Here is a 20,302-nt window from a genome sequence, read left to right on the forward strand (position 1 = left end):
ATTTGAGGAACATATTATGACGTTGGCAAAGTTGAAGTCAAAAAAGGGTTATATATTCACCTACGAGGCCATAGTAGTTGCTATTATATTTGTTATAGTCTTTTATGTAGGCCATTTTGCAATTACTCATAATATTTTAACAGTTCATGAAGAAAAAAGAAATATCGAATCATTTGAAAAAGCCAACCTAATAACTGATGTATTATATAAACAACATGAGCTCCCCTCTAATTCATATATTCCAGATTATAAAAAATTTCTAGATAAAATAAAAGAAAGGTATTATACCTCAGAGAGCAAAATTCCAGGAACATTTGACCCATTTGCACAGGCTAATTTAAATTATGCATATAACGACAGTTGGATGTATGAAATAAATATATCAAATCCTAATAACTATGATTTAACAGATTATCAAGTTTTAATTACATTGACCCCGTCAAATTTCAACTTTGACTTTTCGCCAGATGGGAAAAATATAAGTTTTTGGGAAAACGACAGCGGGACAATTACTGAAATTCCCTATTGGATTGAAACTTGGGAATATAATCAAAAAGCAAGGATCTGGATAAAAGTAAATAAAATTCCTAAAAATAGTAGTGTTATGGTTTATTTAAAAAGGAATCAAATTGGAAATCCGACAATAGAGGATAATGGAAATGAGGTATTTATATTCTTCGACAATTTTGAGGATGGAAATTTATGGGATAAATGGGAGATTGTAGTAGGTAATCAAAGCGATTGGGAGCTCACCCAAGATAACACCTTGCCGTTTTATAATAATAATTCAGGAATCAATTATGTTGCTCATTTAAAACCCAGTAGTGTGGAATATAGAAGTATAATATCAAAAAATCCATTAAATGTTAATGATGGCGATAAATATATCCTTGAAGCCGTTGTTAAGGGACATACCGGAGTAGTTGGCGGAAGTGCAGATAGTCCCGATACGATGGTCGGATTTTATTCGGATAAAAACGCAAATTATTTTTATAATTCATTTACCGGTGATTATCAGCTTTTTGCAATATGTTATAATTATGACGAAGATGACGAGCTATCAAATATATTTACAAAAGATAATATATGGTATGAAGAAAAATTCATATTAGAACAAAATGATAGTCCAAAGTATAGAGTCTGTAATTCATCTATCTGGGAATTCTTTAATGGACACTATGGGGACCCAAATCCAAATGATAATACAAATTCAATGCTCAATACATATTGTATGGTTACAGAAAATCCTGGAAATAGTAAGTATATTCTTTTAGGAACTGGTCAAGGTTCCCATAGTGAAGAATATTGGTTTGATAATATTAAAGTAAGAAAATATGCCCCAAAGGTATCGGTTTCTGTAAGTGAAAATATTGTGAGCTCTACAATTTTGGAATCTACAATATCATATAATTTTGCAAATGTTCCAAATGTATCTTTAACAAATGTAAATCTGATTTCGGTAAATTATTCAGTTATTTACTCGGATAATGACTATGTGAAAACAAGAAATCTACTAGTTCCAATAAAAACTTGGAGATATTCCAACAACAAAATAGCATCTGAAAATATATCCCAGGGTGAAATTTTATATTTTGCCGCCAGGAGACCTTCAACGCTAGTTTATATTAACGCTTCTTCAACAGAGCCAACGGATGCACTGTTTTTAGTTAATGGAGTTCCATTTAAAATGTATCTGAACAGCACTCCAAAAATTACCGGATTTGGAAAAGTCATAAACACACATAATTGGGAATATTACGAACCTAATGAGATAAAATTATTAAATGTATCAAACAATGCATTAATAACCCTGAATATTACATATAATCAACCTTCTACAATTTATGTATTAAAATTAAAACCTGAAAATATATCATGTGTTGTTGAATTAAAGAATTAGGGGATATATTATGATATTTGATAGTGATATATTAATTGCAGTTATTATTATTATCGTGGGCATGGGGTTCTTTACATCTTCGATGGTAGAGCATACAAACAACTATGCAGACGCTGTAAAAACAAATATATTATATGATAAAGTAGTTTATCAACTAAAATCCCTAATTTCGGATGGGACTTTGGAAACTGCTGTTTTATTGCTAAATACTAACAACTCAGACATTGCAAAGAGTGTTTTAAAAAACAAGATAGGGCTTAAAAATTATGAATTAAAAATTGGAAATTATCCCATTATCCCACCACAAGGCGATTTAAATAGCACTAAAACTATTATGGTATCAGCCACCATACTAATGAATAGAACAGAAGGATGGTATGGAATTTACGGAAACGATGATGAATTACATATAACAAATAAATATTTTATAAGCGAAAATGAGACGTATAACTACTTAAATACATATTATAACAGTTATCCGTATAAAAAAGCCATATATTATTTTAATTCAAGTAATCCTATAAATATCACACTAATTTATGGTGATTAAATGTATGCATCTCAAAGTATGATTATATTGGTTTTACTGTTGTTCTTAACTGGAACATTGTTATACAACACCATCGATATTCAAAAACAGCAGATATTAAATGAGATGAAGGCATCTTCTGTTGATTTAAAATCTACGGCAATAGAACATGTAGTTTCTTCATCCATTTCTGTGGTATTTAACAAGGCATTGAATGATGCAGAACTGAGAGTTATAAGACTATATAATGAAAATCCCAACAATCCCAATGAAGCATTTTTTAAAAACACTACGGAAGTTTTAGAATTTCTAAAAAATGATACTGTTAATATAACAAGCAATAATTATTTAGCAAATGCAAGTGAATATTATAAAAATCAAGGATATAATTTTTCATATAAATTCAACATAACAAACATAACCATGGTAGATGGATTTACATTTAAGATAGATTATATTTTTGAATATAACTTATCAAGTGGTGGAACTGCAAATAAATCAAAGTGTATAAATTCCTCCCAATATATAACTGTAAAAACAGTTTTAGATGCTTACCATTACATAAAACCAACCTATGTCGGAAGTATAAATATTTCAAATCCGAACGATAAATATTTAAATGATTTTCAAGTTAAAGTTGTTTTAAACAATAGCAATTTCAATTTTTCGCTGGAACCAAATGGAACTGGTTTAAGATTCTATGATGAGAATAGGAACTATGTTCCATATTGGGTAGAATATTGGAATTATTCAAACGATAATATAGATAATGATAAGGCAATTATTTGGCTAAAAGTTCCACAGTTAAAAGCTAATGCAAATACAACGATATATATGATATCCACATACCCAAAAATATCAGAAAGTAAGGGGGATTTAGTATTTGAACTATTTGACGGCTTTGAATATAATGATTCAATCTACTCTAAATGGAATGTATTATATGGGGCTTGGGATTACAGCAACAATGATAATCCACTTTATAATCCACTATATAATAGACAGATAATTGATTGTAAAGGAGCTCCGCCAGTTGCAAGAATGATTTCAAACGATAATATAAGTTTAAATAATTATATTATTGAAGTGGATGCAAAAGGAAATAATGATTATGAATATCCTATTGGGCGGGGTCGGCAGCAGCGGGTTTCTTGGCCTGCCCCAAATATAATGGTGGGATATTTTGCAAATCCTCAGTATTATGGAGAAACCACAACTCATCCAGATGCCTATTATACATTGGATTTAGGCGGGAGGTGCGATGAGTCAGGCAATCCTGCACTTTGGTCTGATGGTAATGATTTATATTGGATGAATGGAGGGAAATGGGATTGGGATATATCTGAGTGGGTAGATTATAATTATATAGATTTTAATGGAACTGACATGTGTAATGAATATCCAATTAGTTACTATACCATCCATAGAACCAATATTACATATAACGGAACTGTATCACCACAAAAAAACACATGGTATCATATAAAAATCCTTATCACTGGAACAACAGTTAAAGGAGCATACTCTAATTTAAGTGATTATCTACAAAATAATGAAAATAATTGGATGATTAGTGAAAATATAAATAACCCATACGGAAGTTATTTTGAACTTGGAACATCAATGGGATTCCACGATTATACTCAAAATGTATATTTTGATAATTTCAGAGTAAGAAAATACGCTCCAATGGAACCAACGGCAACAGCATACAAAAACATGGTTAGAAAAACGGGAATTATATATATTTCCCCAAATAGGGATTATGGAACTCATTATGGGGGCGAAGAAAGTTATAACCCCTACTTTGTAGAAGATACTTCAAATATATATCCTTCCATCATAGACATGCTCGCTGGAAAAGATACAAAAGAATGGAAATATGGATATAGTATAAAATTAGAAGGTTATTAATTTATCTTATTTAATTTTTCATCTAATAACAACCTTATACACTCATCAACATCATCAGTTTCACACTTGTATATTTCAATGCCCTTTTTCGATAAACTCTCCATGCTATTTTTACCCATATTTATACAAATTACAACATCTGGCTTTTCACCTAATACAACCTTAACAGCCTTGCCATGACCTTGACCATCACAGGGGACGCTTTCTACAACTTTTGTATTTGCTACTTCTTTTTTGTCGTTGTCTATATTAACAATTAAGAAATACGGAGCTCTACCAAAATGAGCACATATTTTATCACTTTCCATGGGTATTGTAATTTTCATAATTTCACCATTATTCTTTGTTCTTTGCCATCCTTACTTACTCATTATTTTATTTATTCCATCAATAATTGCTTCAACAGATGCCCTTACTATATCCTCATTTGCCGCTTTTGCAGTGATTTCTTTTCCATATCCTTCTAATTTAACAATTACTTCCGCTAAAGCGTCTGTCCCACCAGTGATGGCATTTATGTGATATTCTTTTATTTTTATCTTTTCTCCTATTATGGATTGAATTGCCTTTAATGCGGCATCCACAGGTCCAACTCCAACCTTTGAAGTAATATATTTCTCATTATTTATTATCAAAGCCACGCTTGCTGTTGGAATTACTTTGTTTCCAGTCATTACTGCTATTTGCTCCAAATTAACGATTCTTTCTGATTTTACAGTTCTCTTTGTAATATCTTCAACAATTGCTATTACATCGGCATCGGTAATCATTTTACCTTTATCTCCGATGTCTTTTATTCTGTTTATTATCTCTTTAAACTGCTCTTCTGAAACATTCTTCCCAACTTCCAGCCCGAGCTCCTTCAACTTTGATTGGATAGCATGAGCTCCGGTATGTTTTCCCAATATAATTTTTCTCTTCTGACCAACAATTTCAGGAGGTATTGGTTCATAAGTGAGAGCATGTGCAAGCACTCCGTGGGCGTGGATACCACTTTCATGGGCAAATGAATTTTCCCCAACTACTGCCTTATTTGGCTGGGTTTTTATTCCCGTGAGTTTTGATACTAAATTAGATATTTCTGTTAATTTTTCGGTTTTTATATTGGATTCTACACCGTAAATCATCTTTAAGGACATTACCGCTTCTTCAAGAGCTGCATTTCCTGCTCTTTCACCTAACCCATTTATTGTGCAGTGTATCTGCTCAGCCCCACCTTCAACTGCACCTAATGAATTTGCCACGGCAAGACCAAAGTCATTATGACAGTGAACAGAAATAGGAATAGTTAGTTCCTTTTTTAACTCGCTTATTAAATAAGTCATTGCCCTAGGAATCATTACACCAACGGTATCGGGAACATTTATTCTGTCTGCTCCTGCATCTTCTGCATTTTTATAAACTTCTATCAAATAATCAATTTCTGTCCTTGTGGCATCTTCTGCTGAGAACTCCACTTTTATTCCATGTTCCTTTATATATTCTATGGCATCCACTGCTTTGTTTATTATTTCTTCTTTGCTCATTTTTAATTTATATTCTCTATGGAGGGGAGATGTTGCTATAAATGTATGTATGCTATCAACACCGCAATCTATTGCAACATCTATATCTTTTTTAACTGCCCTTGCAAGACCGCAAATTTCTGCATCCATGTTTAAAGATGTTATTTTTTTAATGGCTTCCTGCTCCCCATGGGATGAAATAGGAAATCCTGCTTCTATAACATCCACACCTAAGTTATTTAGATTTACAGCAATTTCCACCTTTTCATCAGGGGTTAGGGATACTCCGGGAGTTTGCTCTCCGTCTCTCAGGGTGGTGTCGAAAATTTTAACCTTCTTCGGAATGTTCAGATGATTAATGGCATTTTTAATTATATCATTAGTTTGATTATAAGGTTCCATAATTTTCACCACATTCTTTCTCATTAAATAATGTATTTTTTGGATAATATTACCTAAATTAATTATTATAAATTAATTGCTTCTATTTTATAAAAAGTTTAATAATATTGATAATGATATATATTTGTAGTATTTAGATGTATTGTGTATAATGAATGTATATTAATGAACATATTATAACGATGTTTATATTGCCCATTTAGACATCACTATAACTGTAATTTTAAAAAATTTAAATTACATTTTTATAGGGGGCGTTCTTATTTTATTATAAAATATTAATTTCCAATTTAAATTTGGTGAGATTGTGGAAATTTTATTAAGCGTATTTATTCTTTTAATGGGATTGGTATTGTTGAATTATGGAAGCGATTGGTTTGTGCTTGGAAGCTCGAGGATAGCAAAATATCTAAATGTTTCAGATTTTGTTATAGGGGCAACCATAGTTGCATTTGGAACATCCTTGCCTGAGATAATTACAAGTGTTTATGCGGCGTATGCAAATTTACCAGGCATTGCAGTTGGAAACTCCCTTGGAAGTTGTATTGCTAATATTGGATTGATACTTGGAATAAGTGCCATAATTTATCCAATAGTTGTAAGGCATAATTCAGTTTTAAAAAACGGTTATATTTATTTAATATTTACAATTGTAGCATTTATACTTGGATATGATGGATTTGGATTTATTGATGGGCTGATTTTATTTATTTTACTTTTGGGGTATATTGTCCATACTATTAAAAATGGAGGGACTCCAACGGTTGAAGAGGAAGGAGCTCCTAAAAAAATTTCCATGACTACGGCAGTAATATTTACTATTGTAGGATTGTTGTCGGTAATTATTGGAAGTGAATTGTTTGTTGATGGGGCAAAAGGCATAGCCGCATTTCTTGGAATATCTGATAAAATTATTGGATTTACCCTTGTTGCATTTGGAACTTCTCTCCCTGAGCTCGTAGTATCAATCACCGCAGTTAGGAGAAAGCTTGGAGATATAGTGCTTGGAAATGTGATAGGTAGCAATATGGCAAATATTGGCTGTGCTTTGGCATTTTCTGGTATGATATCATATATTCCACCTGTCAAATTCGAAATGAATGTAAATCTATTTCTTGTTGTCCTTATGGTGATATATATGAGTAAAAATTTAATACTGGATAAAATAAGAAATAAAAAGGTAAATACAAATATCAACGATAAAACAAATTTAGAAGAATATTCAAAAATCGGAAGAATAGAGGGAATTTCTCTTGTTTTAATTTATATGATATTCATTCTAAAAATATCCAATATATTTTAATAAAAAGTAAAAAATAAAGATAAAATAAAAAGGTAGGATAAATTAGGAAAATTAAAATAAAAGAAAATAAAAAAAGATAAATAAATTAAATAAGTGAAATTATGAAAACTGTAAAAATAAAAATAAATAGGAATGGAGTATTTGAAGAATATGAGGTTCCTGAAAATATAACGGTTTTAGATGCTCTGAATTACATAAATAAAACCTACAACAAAAATATTCAATACAGGGCATCATGTAGGGCAGGGCAGTGCGGGAGCTGTGCTATGACCATAAACGATGAGCCAAGACTTTCCTGTAAAACAAAGGTTAAAGATGGCATGAAAATAGAGCCATTAGAAGGATTTAATGTAATTAAAGATTTAATCGTTGATAGGTCATCATATTATAAAAAATTATATAATTTACGAAATTACTTGCAGTATGATGAAGAGGAGGAGCTCTCAACAATACATCCAGAGGACATAAAAGATTTAAAAAATATAAGGGGATGTATAGACTGTTTAAGCTGTCTTTCAAAATGTCCGGCAAGGAAGTTCTCAGATTATTCTGGACCAACTCTTATACGACAGCTTGCAAGATTTGCATTTGACCCTAGGGATGACGGAGATAGGGAAAAAGAAGCCTATTTTGAAAATATATATAACTGCACTACATGTGGGAAGTGCGTTGAAGTATGTCCAAAGGAGATTGACATAGTCCATAACGCCATAGAGAAGTTAAGAGCATTATCTTTTAAAAATGGATGTTATTTAAAAAATCATTTGGTAGTTAGAGAAAATGTTTTAAAAGGCAATAGGTCAGTGGTGAAGGAAGAAACTCCATTGTTAGAGGATGAAAATATAAAAGACGAATATATTGTAGAAAATGAAAAAATGAGAGTTGCATTCTTCACCGGATGTTTGGTTGATTATAGGCTTCAAGATGTAGGGAAAAGTGCTATAAGGGTGCTGAATGCCCATGGAGTCTCTGTAATAATTCCAAAAAATCAAATCTGCTGTGGTTCCCCATTTTTAAGAACTGGTCAAAGGGATATTGCAGATAAGTTAAAAAAGCATAATTTGGATATTTTCAATAATCTAGATGTAGATGCAGTGGTTACCATATGTGCAGGATGTGGAAGCACATTGAAAAACGATTATAAGGAGAAAGAATTTAAGGTTATGGACATTACCGAGGTTTTGAATACTGTTGGACTTATTGAATACAAATCATTGGATATAAAAATAACCTACCACGACCCATGCCATTTGAGAAGGGGACAAAAGGTATATGTTGAACCACGAAATATTTTAAAAAATATACCTAAATTAAAGTTTATAGAGATGGAAATACCAGACCAATGCTGTGGTGCCGGCGGCGGTGTTAGAAGTGGAAAACCAGAAGTTTCTTCTGCGATAGGTAAAAGAAAGGCTAAAATGATTTATGATACTGATGCGGATTATGTAATTACGGTATGTCCATTCTGTGAATATCATATAAGGGATAGTTTAAATAAGTTAAAGAATGAAGAAAACAATTTAAAAGATATCGAGGTTATGAACATTGTTTCATTGCTTGATAAAGTGATTGAATAGCACATTTGAAATAATGGAATTGAAATAAAATCAATAATTAAAAATAATAATAAATTTTTAAGATATAATAATTATTAAATGAGTGATACAATGGATGACATATTAGAAATTGTAGAAAAACTAAAAAATAAGGAGATAAAACCATATCAACTTGACAGTATGTTCGATTCAAAAAAATCTGTTGAAATAAGAAGGAAATACATAGAATCTTTAACAAAAACAGATTTTAAGCATATCAATAATTACAGTATAGATGAAAAAGAGGCTATGAAAAAGAACATAGAAAATATGATTGGTGCGGTGCAGATTCCTTTGGGTTTTGCAGGACCTTTAAAGATAAATGGAAAATATGCAGATGGGGAATATTATATACCATTAGCAACAACGGAAGGAGCATTGGTAGCTTCGGTAAATAGGGGCTGTGGAGTTATCACCAAATGCGGTGGATGCACAGTTAGGGTTGTTGATGATAAAATGACAAGAGCTCCGGTAATCGAAACCAAATCTATAACCGACGCTATCAAATTAAAGGAGTGGATTGAAAACAACTTCCAAAAAATAAAAGAGGTTGCCGAAACCACCACAAGACATGGAAAATTAATATCCATTCATCCAATAATAATTGTTGGACGGTATGTATATCCAAGATTTACCTATAAAACAGGAGATGCCATGGGTATGAACATGGTAACCATAGCCACCGAAAAGGCGTGCAATTTCATTGAAAATGAGCTGAAAAAGGAAGAAAACGGAAGCATCAAAGTTCATACTGTGGCATTAAGTGGAAATGTCTGCACAGATAAAAAACCTGCTGGAATAAATTTAATAGAAGGCAGGGGGAAAACGATAATAGCAGAGGTCTTTTTAAAAGAGGAGGAAATAAAAAAATATTTAAAAACAACTTCAAAAGCAATAGAACAGGTGAATATGTATAAAAACTTTATAGGTTCTGCCATAAGCAACTCAATGGGATTCAATGCCCATTATGCAAATATAATCGGAGCTCTATTCCTTGCAACAGGTCAGGATGAGGCACATATTGTTGAGGGAAGCTTAGGTATAACAGTTGCAGAATGTGTTGAGGGCGGTCTTTATTTCTCCGTTACACTTCCAGATGTTCCTGTTGGGACTGTTGGGGGTGGAACAAGAGTAGAAACCCAAAAAGAGTGTTTAGAAATGATTGGTTGCAGTGGTGGAGATAAAGCACTTAAATTTGCCGAAATAGTCGGTGGAGCAGTTTTAGCGGGAGAGTTATCACTTATGGGAGCTCTGGCAGCAGGTCATTTAGCAAAGGCACATTCGGAGCTCGGAAGGTAATGCTAAATAATATATAAAGAACAGTGAATCTTTAAATATTTTTTTGATTATGTATAATATGGTGATATTATGAAAAAACCAACATTGTATGTAAGAATTCATTACCCGGGCAGTGTATTGGAAGGAGAATTCGATTTTGATGCAGTGGTGAAGCTTAAAGACAAATATATGAAATACCTTGAAACAGGCAAAGGGTACGGATTGATGATATTTAATGAAAATAAGAAAAAATTTGCAATAATAAACTTTGAAAATATATGTGCAATAGAGGTTGAAAAAACCCTAATATTCATGGATGAGTATGAAAAGAAATGGGGACAAATTACGGATATTAGATAATAAATAATATTATATTATCCAAATATTAACAATGTATAATGTGATATTGTGAAAACTAAAAACTTAAAAATAGCAAAAAATGCCACAGTAATTGGGGATGTGAAACTTGAAGAAGATGTAAATATATGGTATGGTGCGGTTTTAAGAGGGGATGTTGATAAAATCGTTGTTAAAAAAGGCTCAAATATCCAAGATAACTGCGTAATTCACTGTTCAGAAGGATATCCTACAATAATTGGAGAATACGTTTCAATTGGCCATGGGGCAGTTATTCATGGATGCACAATTGGGGATAATGTTCTTATTGGAATGAATTCAACAATTCTAAATGGTGCAAAAATAGGAGATAACTGCATTGTCGGAGCTCACTCACTAATAACTCAGAACAAAATAATACCACCAAACAGTTTGGTTATGGGAGCTCCTGCAAAGGTTGTTAGAATGTTAAATGATGAAGAAATAAAATCCATAAGGAATAACGCATTAAGATATATCGAATTATCAAAAAGTTTATAACAAATGATATATAAAAAAGAAAATGTTAATAAAAAAATGAAAAAATAAATAAATTTTTCATTTCATATATGTAATAAAAAAATAAGTCTTTTTGGGCTTTTCTTCATATATTGAATTTAGAATAAAATTAATTAATATATAAAAAGGTGCATAATATGGATTCAGTAAAATTAGGATTTGTAATTGCAGAATTTAACAGAGATTTAACATATATGATGGAAAAACTTGCAGAAGAACATGCAGAGTTTTTAAATGCTGAGGTAAAATATAAAATCGTTGTTCCCGGAGCATTCGACATGCCTATTGCAATTAAAAGACTTTTAGAAAAGGAGGATGTTGATGCAGTGGTAACTATTGGATGTGTAATTGAAGGAGACACCGAACACGATGAAATAGTTGTTCAAAATGCGGCAAGGAAAATAGCAGACTTATCATTGGATTACAATAAACCTGTTGCTTTGGGAATCTCAGGACCTGGTATGACAAGATTACAAGCAGAAGAAAGAATTGACTATGGTAAAAGAGCAGTTGAAGCTGCTGTAAAAATGGTAAAGAGATTAAAAGAATTAGAATAATGAAATAATAAGAATAACGATAATCATAATATAAAAAATCATAAAATAGAGAAATATAAATATTCGTGGTTCTCATGAAAGATGTATTAAGGGAAGAGTTTGATATAATAAAACAGCGAATTAAAGACAAACCAGAAGGTTCATACACCGCATATTTAACAACAGATGATGACAAAAAAACAGCATTAAATAAAATCTGTGAAAAAATAGGGGAAGAGGCAACAGAAACTATACTTGCGGCGAAGGATGGAGTAAAGGAGGAGCTCCTATATGAAAGTGCAGATTTGATATATCACACATTGGTATTGCTGGCGTACTGTGGAGTGGAATATGATGAAATAATGAATGAATTTGAGAGACGAAGAAAGAAATAAAAGAAAAAAGTAAAAAAATATTAAATAAAATAAATTAAATAAAAATTATTCTTATAATTCTTTTTTATCAATTAATTCTTTTAATATTTTTGGGAATAATACCCCTTCAATGAGTTTTAAAACATCTGTTCTTGTAATAATACCCACTACATTATCGTTTTCATCTACGACTATTAGCCTACCAACTCCTTTTTTCTCCATTAAAATAAGAGCATCATATACTTTTTTATCAGGCGTTATCGTTAAAGGGTTTCTTACCATAATTTTTTCTATATATTCATTTTCCATACTATTTGAAAGAGCATATGCAAGGTCATGAAGTGTTAAAATACCCACCAACTTATCATTAGATATAATTGGGACTCCATTTATATTGTTGTCATAAAATATTTTGGCAGCATCCTTTATCTTTACATCTGGGCTTAACCATATTAAATCTTCCTTAACTGCTATGCTTTTCACAGTTATGTTTGGAATACTTGTAACTCCTACAACATCTATTAACAATATATGGTCTATATCGTCCCTTCCAGCCACCTTACCAAAAATTATTATTTTATTATGGTGAGTAGGCCCTATTTTTACAACGTCCCCTTCATTGAATATTTTCGTATCCCCTTTAATATATATCATTGAAGAACAGGATTTTTCATGTGCAACGGTATCAAAAACTATTTTTTCAACATAAACTCCTTCAACTCTTTCATCCCCCTTGTAAATGGGCACAACTATCTCTTCTTCACTGGATATTAATCCTACTGCCCTATATGCATGACTTGTTGGAACGTATCCTCCTTTTGGTCCCGGCACCCCATCTACTAAATTCAATGCTCTCAAAGCCTGCATTTGATTTCTAATAGTCCCTGGATTTCTATTTAATCTAATTGCTATTTCTGTTCCTTTAACTGGTCTATTTTTTTCTTTATATATTGCTATTAATTCTTGAAGTATCTCTTTTTGGACAATAGTTAAATCCATAAAAACACCCATTATAAATGATTATAATTACAGTTATAAATTATGATATATACAATATAAAAATGTTTTTATTTATATAGCATATTACAAAAAAGAGATTAAAAATCTAATGAAATTATCTCAACACCTAAGGCATCTTCCATATATTTTTTAAATAATTTCAATCCATAAACCTCTGTTCCATAATGTCCCCCATCTATCACACATAAACCGAGCTCCTCCGCAAGTATCTTTGAGTGGTGGGTTAAGTCCCCAGATATATATACATCTGCGAGCTCCGAAACATACTTCACAGATTTTTGGGATAGTCCATAACCAGAGAGAACGGCTACTTTTAAATTTTCTTCATTATTTACAACTTCTGAATTTACAACAACGGGGTTTTTTGTAATATGTTCTTTTGTAATATTCAATATATCATCAAAAGTTCCATTATATGTTCCTATTCTACCTAATCCATTTTCATATAGGCATTTAGCATTTTTTAAGTCGTATAAATCAACAAGGGCATCATTTAATCCATTTTTACATATATCTAAATTCGTATGAGCCGAGTATAGTATTATTTCATTTTCCATCAATATCTTTAATTTTGCATACATTACTCCCGTAAATGTTCTGATAGGGTCTTTTAAAATCGGATGATGAGTAAATAAAAAATTAACTCCTTCCTTTTTTGCCTTTTTTACAACATTTAAAGAAGGGTCTAATGCTATACCGATTTTTTCAATATCTTTGTTTAAATCATCTCCAACTTGAAGCCCTATATTATCCCCTTCAATTGCGAGCTCTGCTGGTGCAAATTCTTCTATGAAATTTATAATATCTTGTGCTTTTATAGCTTTTATATTCATTTTATCCCCTTCGCTGTGATTATCTGCAATTCCTCATAGGGAAACTTCATTGATGCGGTTTTTTTAGCTTCAAATCCATGTTTTTTTAACAATTCTATTGTTTTTTCTTCCCCAGTTAATGATGATTGCACTATCTGGATTGTTCCATTTTCTTTTAAATAATCCCCAACTTCATGGATAAATCTATCAAGAACTTTTCTTCCATCAATCCCGCCATCAAATGCATAGTTTAAATATTTTTCAAGTTTTTCCTCTTCCGATGTTGGTAGGTATGGGGCATTGAATAGTATTACATCGAATTTTGATTTGAGTTTATTCTTTATCTCATCCATATTTTTAAATAAATCGCTTTCAAAAAAGAAAATATTTTCGTTTAATTTTAATTTATTTAATAATGCGTTTTCCTTTGCAGTTTCTATTGCGTATGGATTTATATCTATTCCAACTACCTTTTTAGCTCCACTTTTTAGTGAATTTATTGCCTGAATTCCTGTTCCTGTTCCCACATCTAAAACTGTTTTATTTTTCACATCCACTAAATTATTTAATAGGAGCTCACTATCCTCAGCAGGTTCATAAACTTTTGGGTGGATTTTTATCAATATATTCTTTATTTCTATTACTCTCATAATTATTCCTTATGTAGTATTTTCATTAAAACTTGACAAAACCCTTTGGGTTTTGTAAGTCAGTGAATCCAAAGGATTCACTTCGACTTCCAAATATCATCTCCAATATAGTGAATGGTTTTAATTGCTTTGCCTTTGTTTGATTCTTTCATTGTTTTTCCATCCATTAATGCTTCACCAACACATAAAGGTCTATTGTGGGTTTCATCCACTACAAAAACAACATCCCCTTCTTTAATGTTCTCATCTGCTTCCACTATCCCCGGAGCCATTACATCAGCACCATTTGCTAAGAATTTCACAGCTCCCATATCAACTACTACCTTACCTTTATCCAACTCATGGTTCAATAGGGTTTTTAATGTAGGATATACTTTATCGTTTATTTTAAATGCTATTGGTTCATTGTCTATTAAAATCATTTCATAATCTTCCGTTATGGCGAGCTCGGCGTTTGCCTTTTTTGGAATTACTTCAATTCCGAATATATTATCTAACTCTTCTTTTATTCTTTTTAGTTCCTTCTTTTTTAAGCAGTATCTTCTTTTTATTTCCAATTTATCACCATTAATTTAATCCATTTATTTTTTAAATTTTTCAATATATGTTAAGGTTTTGATGTCATTTCCTCGGAGCTCCTATTTATCACTTGTCGAGCTCTTTTAATATCTTTTCAATGGTTTCCTTTGTTTCTGGAATATCTTCTTTAATGACTTTCCAGACTAATTCTAAATTAACATTAGAATATGAATGAATCAATTTATCCCGCATACCTGCAATGTCCCTCCAAGGCACTTCTGGATAGTTTTCCCTTAAATCATCAGGTATATTTTTCACCGCCTCGCCTATTATCTCAATACATCTACATACTGAATACTGAGTCTTTTTATCCCTTAAAAATTCTTTGTAATCCATATTTTCTACAAATTCTTCTGCCAAGCCCATATTTTCGATAATATCAATTAGATATATATCAACTTTCTTCAATAGGAATCTCCTCCTTTAAGATTGTTTCTTTTAATTCCTTCCTAATATCATTTTTTAACACCAAATCTACTTTAATACTTAACAAATCAGATAGATAATTTTCTAAATTCACAAATTTTAATAAACTAGGTAATTCATAAAATTCAACTAAAATATCAATATCTGAAGTTTCTTTCTGCTCCCCTCTTGCATAACTTCCAAATATTCCAATAGTTTTAACTTTGTATTTTTCTTTTAGTTCCTTTTTGTGTTCTAAAAGTATCTTTTTTATTTCGTTTAAGGTTTTCATATTATCCCCCTTCGGAGCTCCTTGATATATTATAACCTATACTAATTTTAATTTTTTATTATATTTTCGATGATGTTATTATTTTTATTTCTTTCTTTTTACATTTATTATTTCCTTTTTAATTATAATTATTATTACCTATTCTAAAAATTCATAAACTGTGTTTCGCTCCTTTGGAATTCTTCCGATTCTTGAAATCATATCCTTTATTTCATCAACAGATACATAAACTCCATGCTCTGCTCCCGCAGATTTTGAAATATTTTCCTCCATAAGTGTTCCGCCGAAATCATTGGCCCCACATTTTAAACCGATTTGAGCCATTTTAAACCCTAACTTAACCCATGATACCTGGATATTTTTTATAAGGTCTTTAAATAATATCCTACTAATGGCATAAACCTTTAAGTCCTCCAAACCAGTAGCTCCCCCCCGAGCTCTCCCTTCATAATATATTGGTGCTAATTTATGCATAAAACTTAATGGGACAAATTCGGTAAAGCCCCCAGTTTCTTCCTGAATTTCTTTTAAAATAAATAAATGATTCACCATGTGCTTATACTCTTCAATATGTCCATACATCATGGTAGATGTTGTTTTTATGCCGACTTTATGGGCTGTTTTTACTACTTTAACCCATTCCTTAGTTGATAATTTTGTTGGGCAGAGCTCCGACCTAATCTCATCATCAAGTATTTCAGCGGCTGTTCCCGGCATTGTGTTTAATCCATTTTCTTTCAGCATTTTAAGTGCTTCTTTAATATCAAGTCCGGCGTTTTCAGCCCCAAATTTAATTTCCATTGGTGAAAATGCGTGAATGTGTATATCCCCATAAGGTTTTGTAATGTCATGAACTTTTTTCAATATCTCTATCTGGAAGTTTGTATCCACAATAGGATGAAGTCCCCCTTGGATGCATACCTCTGTGCATCCCAATTTTTTTGCTTCCAATGCCCTTTTTGCAATCTCATCAATATCTAAAAAATAGGCATTTTTATCCTTCTCACTTACTCTAAATGCGCAGAATTTACAATCTCCAACGCAAATATTTGTGAAATTAATGTTTCTATTGACAATATAGCTCACAACATCCCCTACAATTTCCCTTCTAAGATTGTCAGCGCATTTTAGAATATTAAAAAAGTTTTCAGTATCTTCAAATAATTCCAAACAATCCTTTTTCGAAATATCTCCTTCACAATATTTTTCTAAATCCATGAAACCACCAATATGTTTTAAGTGAGAATCCTTATAGTTACCTACTTACTTGATAATTACTAATATTTAATAATATTTTAGAACATTTTAAAATATAGTATAATAAATGTAAAATATAATAAAAATAAAGCATATAATTTATTTTATACCATATATTAGATTATTTAATCATTATTTTAAAATTTAAGGGCGTATGTTATTATATAAATACTTTTCTATTTAAATTAAATGGAAACTAAATATATACCAATAAAAACAATATATTAGTGGTAATACTGCCTAACCCATAAATAAAAACCAAAGGTGAAAAAATGAAATTTGGTATTGAGTTTGTTCCTAACGAACCTATAACAAAACTTAGCTACTATGTAAAATTGGCAGAAGATAACGGATTTGAATACTGCTGGATTACAGACCACTACAACAACAGAAACGTATATATGGCATTGACATCAATTGCAGCTGCAACAAACAAAATTAAATTAGGACCTGGTGTTACAAACCCATACGTAAGAAGCCCAGCTATCACAGCATCAGCAATGATTACATTGGATGAATTATCAAGCGGAAGAGCTGTTTTAGGTATTGGACCTGGTGATAAGGCAACATTCGATGCATTAGGAATTGAATGGACAAAACCAGTTACAACAATTAAAAAAGCTATTGCTGACATGAGAGCTCTCATGAAAGGGGAGAGGTTAGAAACAGGAGCTCAGTTAGCAATAAAACCATCAGTAGAAATTCCAATTTACATGGGAGCTCAGGGACCAAAGATGCTCGAAACAGCAGGTATGATTGCAGATGGTGTTTTAATTAACGCATCAAACCCAAAAGACTTCGAAGCTGCTGTTCCATTAATTAAAAAAGGTGCAGAAGCAGCAGGAAGAAGCATGGATGAAATTGATGTTGCAGCTTACGCTTGTATGTCAGTAGATAAAAAACCAGAAAAAGCTAAACAGGCAGCAGTTCCAGTTGTTGCATTCATTGCAGCAGGTTCCCCACCAATGGTTTTAGAAAGACATGGTGTTGAAGCTGAGAAGGTAGAAACAATTAGAGCAGCATTGAAAAAAGGAGACTTCGGAACAGCATTTGGAACAGTTGATGACACAATGTTAGAAGCATTCTCATTATACGGAACACCTGATGAAGTTGTTGAAAAAATAGCAGGTTTAGCAAAAATGGGAGTAACTCAGGTTGTTGCAGGTTCCCCAATTGGACCAAACAAAGATGCAAGCATTAAATTAATCGGTAAAAAAGTAATTCCAGCTATAAAGGAATTATAAATTATTAAAATTATGTATCTTTTTTCTTTTCTTTTTTCCTTATTCTTAAATAATTTAAAATTAAAAAAGAAAATATTTATATTATTTCAAATTAAGCTCTTTTATCAGTGCTCCAATCTTTGACGGATTCACTATATTTACATCTATCTTTTTATCTTTTACAGTTATTTCAACTGTCCTTTGACCTTCAACAGATAATTGGAGACCAACTCCTTTTTTTTCAAGAGTATCTATTATTCCCACCAGCATTTCCATATCCATATTATCACTTTTTTATTTTATATTATATTCGTTTAATATCTATTATTGCTTTTTATTGCTTGTTATCTTCTATCTTTTTAAATTTATCACAGGCATTTTCAGCTGCAAGAGCAAGCGGGTCAATTACCATTGAAACTGGCGGAGCATAGCAGAACTCCATATTTGCCAGTTCATCACAAGTCATATTTTTCACAATACCTATGGATACTGCATCCACTCTTTCGGCAACTCTTTCTCCCCCCACAATCTGACATCCTACAATATTTTTGTTCATATCACATATTAATTTAACTTCTATTAACTTTCCACCTGGATAGTATCTTGCCCTTGTAAGTGCCTTTGACTTTCCAACTACAACTTCAAGTCTGTTTTGATGAGCTCCGAGCTCACTCATGCCTGTTCCAGCCATTTCAATATCTCCAATTTTTGATACCATGGCATTTAAAACTGGGTTGAATTTAGCTTCAATACCCACGATATTTTTTCCTGCAACTTTACCCTGTCTTACAGCTGTTGTTCCAAATGGTGATAAGGTAATCTGCTTTGTGATTAAATCCACAACTTCCACACAGTCTCCAACTGCGTATATGTTTGGAATTGAAGTTTGCATTTTTTCATTTACCTTTATAGCCCATCTTCCTATTTCACAACCTGCCTTTTTTGCCAGTTCTATGTTTGGTCTGACACCTGTTGCCATTATAACCATGTCACACTCGTAGAGCTCCCCATCTATTACCGCACCATTTACCTTACCTTCTTCATCCCCAACAATCTTACCTAATGGTTTTTCAAGTATAAACTTAATACCAACATCTTCTTCCAAATACTTCATAACAATTTTAGCCATATCTATATCCAGAGCTCTCGGTAATATTTGGGGTGCCATTTCAACAACTATTACATCAAGACCGAGCTCCTTCAATGCGTATGCTGTTTCAAGTCCAATTGCCCCAGCGCCTGCAACTATTGCACTTTTTGAATTTTCCGCATACTCTTTTATCTTTATACCATCTTCAATTGTCCTTAGTTTAAAGACGCCTTTTAAATCCACCCCTTCAATCGGTGGAACAAATGGTGAGCCCCCAGTAGCCAAAACAAGGTAATCATAAGTTAATTCTATTTCATTGTTTTCTTTATCTTTATATATTATTTTATTATTCTCTGAATCCACATCCAAAACTTCTGACTCTGTGATTACATCGATATGCCTATCTTTTTTGTATTCTTCGGGAGTGTGCATTATTATATCTTCAAATGAAGGTATTTCATTACATATTACATAGGGAATAGCACATGGTGAATATGCTATATATTTATCCTTTGTAATCACTACTATTTCCATTTCTTTATTATATCTTCTTATAGTTGAAGCGGTGGTTAATCCTGCGGCTCCACTTCCAATTACAACAACTCTCATTTCTTCACCTGACATACATTGAATTATTAAAATTATTAATAACTATATAATAAAATACTTTTAGTATGAAACATTATTAGTATATAAGTATTTTGATGGATAAATAACTATGTTTTGAAGAAATAATGGAATTAA

22 protein-coding genes are annotated in these 20,302 nt (G+C 31.8%); 11 read left to right on the forward strand and 11 right to left on the reverse strand.

Annotation, left to right across the window (positions count from 1 at the left end; genetic code table 11):
* Nucleotides 1-16: 16 nt before the first annotated feature.
* From Mjas_RS06460 to Mjas_RS06470, 3 genes are read left to right on the forward strand one after another with little or no spacing between them, the layout of a single operon-like run.
* Nucleotides 17-1,900: a DUF2341 domain-containing protein gene (locus Mjas_RS06460; RefSeq protein ID WP_421077356.1), complete on the forward strand. Its 1,884-nt coding sequence runs from the start codon at nucleotides 17-19 to the stop codon at nucleotides 1,898-1,900.
* Between the two features lie 10 nt (nucleotides 1,901-1,910).
* Nucleotides 1,911-2,450: a hypothetical protein gene (locus Mjas_RS06465; protein WP_421077357.1), complete on the forward strand. Its 540-nt coding sequence runs from the start codon at nucleotides 1,911-1,913 to the stop codon at nucleotides 2,448-2,450.
* Nucleotides 2,451-4,343 carry a DUF2341 domain-containing protein gene (locus Mjas_RS06470; RefSeq protein ID WP_421077358.1) on the forward strand — a complete coding sequence of 631 codons (1,893 nt, stop codon included), beginning with the start codon at nucleotides 2,451-2,453 and terminating at the stop codon, nucleotides 4,341-4,343. It begins immediately after the preceding gene.
* Here the strand turns inward: Mjas_RS06470 and Mjas_RS06475 are convergent.
* Entirely contained in the window at nucleotides 4,340-4,669 is a 330-nt protein-coding gene (locus tag Mjas_RS06475; protein WP_421077359.1) for a NifB/NifX family molybdenum-iron cluster-binding protein, read from the reverse strand. The genes Mjas_RS06470 and Mjas_RS06475 overlap by 4 nt on opposite strands.
* Before the next feature lie 33 nt (nucleotides 4,670-4,702).
* Entirely contained in the window at nucleotides 4,703-6,250 is a 1,548-nt protein-coding gene (locus Mjas_RS06480) for a 2-isopropylmalate synthase (protein WP_421077360.1), read from the reverse strand.
* Nucleotides 6,251-6,563: 313 nt separating this feature from the next.
* Here Mjas_RS06480 and Mjas_RS06485 point away from each other — a divergent pair, with 313 nt between their 5' ends.
* The 7 genes from Mjas_RS06485 (at nucleotide 6,564) to hisE (ending at nucleotide 12,251) form a co-directional block, all read left to right on the forward strand.
* Entirely contained in the window at nucleotides 6,564-7,553 is a 990-nt protein-coding gene (locus Mjas_RS06485; RefSeq protein ID WP_421078595.1) for a calcium/sodium antiporter, read from the forward strand.
* Between the two features lie 101 nt (nucleotides 7,554-7,654).
* Nucleotides 7,655-9,130, forward strand: a complete 1,476-nt coding sequence (tfrB, locus tag Mjas_RS06490) for a fumarate reductase (CoM/CoB) subunit TfrB (RefSeq protein ID WP_421077361.1) — start codon at nucleotides 7,655-7,657, stop codon at nucleotides 9,128-9,130.
* A gap of 90 nt (nucleotides 9,131-9,220) precedes the next feature.
* Entirely contained in the window at nucleotides 9,221-10,447 is a 1,227-nt protein-coding gene (hmgA, locus tag Mjas_RS06495; RefSeq protein ID WP_421077362.1) for a hydroxymethylglutaryl-CoA reductase (NADPH), read from the forward strand.
* A 66-nt stretch (nucleotides 10,448-10,513) separates the two neighbouring features.
* The gene (locus tag Mjas_RS06500) at nucleotides 10,514-10,786 is read left to right on the forward strand and encodes a hypothetical protein (protein WP_421078596.1); all 273 of its coding nucleotides are present in this window, start codon (nucleotides 10,514-10,516) and stop codon (nucleotides 10,784-10,786) included.
* Between the two features lie 48 nt (nucleotides 10,787-10,834).
* Nucleotides 10,835-11,302: a gamma carbonic anhydrase family protein gene (locus Mjas_RS06505; RefSeq protein ID WP_421077363.1), complete on the forward strand. Its 468-nt coding sequence runs from the start codon at nucleotides 10,835-10,837 to the stop codon at nucleotides 11,300-11,302.
* Between the two features lie 155 nt (nucleotides 11,303-11,457).
* Nucleotides 11,458-11,877 carry a 6,7-dimethyl-8-ribityllumazine synthase gene (gene ribH / locus Mjas_RS06510; protein WP_421077364.1) on the forward strand — a complete coding sequence of 140 codons (420 nt, stop codon included), beginning with the start codon at nucleotides 11,458-11,460 and terminating at the stop codon, nucleotides 11,875-11,877.
* Nucleotides 11,878-11,951: 74 nt separating this feature from the next.
* Nucleotides 11,952-12,251, forward strand: a complete 300-nt coding sequence (gene hisE, locus Mjas_RS06515) for a phosphoribosyl-ATP diphosphatase (RefSeq protein WP_421077365.1) — start codon at nucleotides 11,952-11,954, stop codon at nucleotides 12,249-12,251.
* 51 nt (nucleotides 12,252-12,302) lie between these two features.
* On the opposite strand, the gene Mjas_RS06520 is transcribed toward hisE, so the two are convergent.
* The 7 genes from Mjas_RS06520 to cofH all read right to left on the reverse strand — a co-directional run bounded on the left by Mjas_RS06520 (nucleotide 12,303) and on the right by cofH (nucleotide 17,206).
* Complete coding sequence (locus Mjas_RS06520) at nucleotides 12,303-13,229, reverse strand: CBS domain-containing protein (RefSeq protein ID WP_421077366.1); 927 nt, start codon at nucleotides 13,227-13,229, stop codon at nucleotides 12,303-12,305.
* A gap of 98 nt (nucleotides 13,230-13,327) precedes the next feature.
* Nucleotides 13,328-14,068 (reverse strand): Nif3-like dinuclear metal center hexameric protein, encoded by a 741-nt coding sequence (locus Mjas_RS06525; protein WP_421078597.1) that lies wholly within the window; start codon nucleotides 14,066-14,068, stop codon nucleotides 13,328-13,330.
* An 11-nt stretch (nucleotides 14,069-14,079) separates the two neighbouring features.
* Entirely contained in the window at nucleotides 14,080-14,712 is a 633-nt protein-coding gene (locus tag Mjas_RS06530) for a HemK2/MTQ2 family protein methyltransferase (RefSeq protein ID WP_421077367.1), read from the reverse strand.
* Nucleotides 14,713-14,789: 77 nt separating this feature from the next.
* Complete coding sequence (locus Mjas_RS06535) at nucleotides 14,790-15,269, reverse strand: RNA-binding protein (protein WP_421077368.1); 480 nt, start codon at nucleotides 15,267-15,269, stop codon at nucleotides 14,790-14,792.
* A gap of 88 nt (nucleotides 15,270-15,357) precedes the next feature.
* Nucleotides 15,358-15,699 carry a DUF86 domain-containing protein gene (locus Mjas_RS06540; RefSeq protein WP_421077369.1) on the reverse strand — a complete coding sequence of 114 codons (342 nt, stop codon included), beginning with the start codon at nucleotides 15,697-15,699 and terminating at the stop codon, nucleotides 15,358-15,360.
* Complete coding sequence (locus Mjas_RS06545) at nucleotides 15,686-15,988, reverse strand: nucleotidyltransferase family protein (RefSeq protein WP_421077370.1); 303 nt, start codon at nucleotides 15,986-15,988, stop codon at nucleotides 15,686-15,688. The genes Mjas_RS06540 and Mjas_RS06545 overlap by 14 nt, the downstream gene beginning before the upstream one ends.
* A 138-nt stretch (nucleotides 15,989-16,126) precedes the next feature.
* Nucleotides 16,127-17,206: a 5-amino-6-(D-ribitylamino)uracil--L-tyrosine 4-hydroxyphenyl transferase CofH gene (gene cofH / locus Mjas_RS06550; RefSeq protein ID WP_421077371.1), complete on the reverse strand. Its 1,080-nt coding sequence runs from the start codon at nucleotides 17,204-17,206 to the stop codon at nucleotides 16,127-16,129.
* Nucleotides 17,207-17,517: 311 nt separating this feature from the next.
* Between cofH and mer the strand changes: the two genes are divergently transcribed.
* Nucleotides 17,518-18,489, forward strand: a complete 972-nt coding sequence (gene mer, locus Mjas_RS06555) for a 5,10-methylenetetrahydromethanopterin reductase (protein ID WP_421077372.1) — start codon at nucleotides 17,518-17,520, stop codon at nucleotides 18,487-18,489.
* 81 nt (nucleotides 18,490-18,570) lie between these two features.
* On the opposite strand, the gene Mjas_RS06560 is transcribed toward mer, so the two are convergent.
* Complete coding sequence (locus Mjas_RS06560; RefSeq protein WP_421077373.1) at nucleotides 18,571-18,750, reverse strand: hypothetical protein; 180 nt, start codon at nucleotides 18,748-18,750, stop codon at nucleotides 18,571-18,573.
* 52 nt (nucleotides 18,751-18,802) lie between these two features.
* On the reverse strand, nucleotides 18,803-20,167 hold the full coding sequence (locus Mjas_RS06565; RefSeq protein WP_421077374.1) for an FAD-dependent oxidoreductase: 1,365 nt from the start codon (nucleotides 20,165-20,167) through the stop codon (nucleotides 18,803-18,805).
* Nucleotides 20,168-20,302 lie beyond the last annotated feature (135 nt).

It is taken from the genome of Methanothermococcus jasoni (genome assembly GCF_049075655.1).
Classification (GTDB): Archaea; AGJL01; Methanococci; order Methanococcales; family Methanococcaceae; genus Methanofervidicoccus.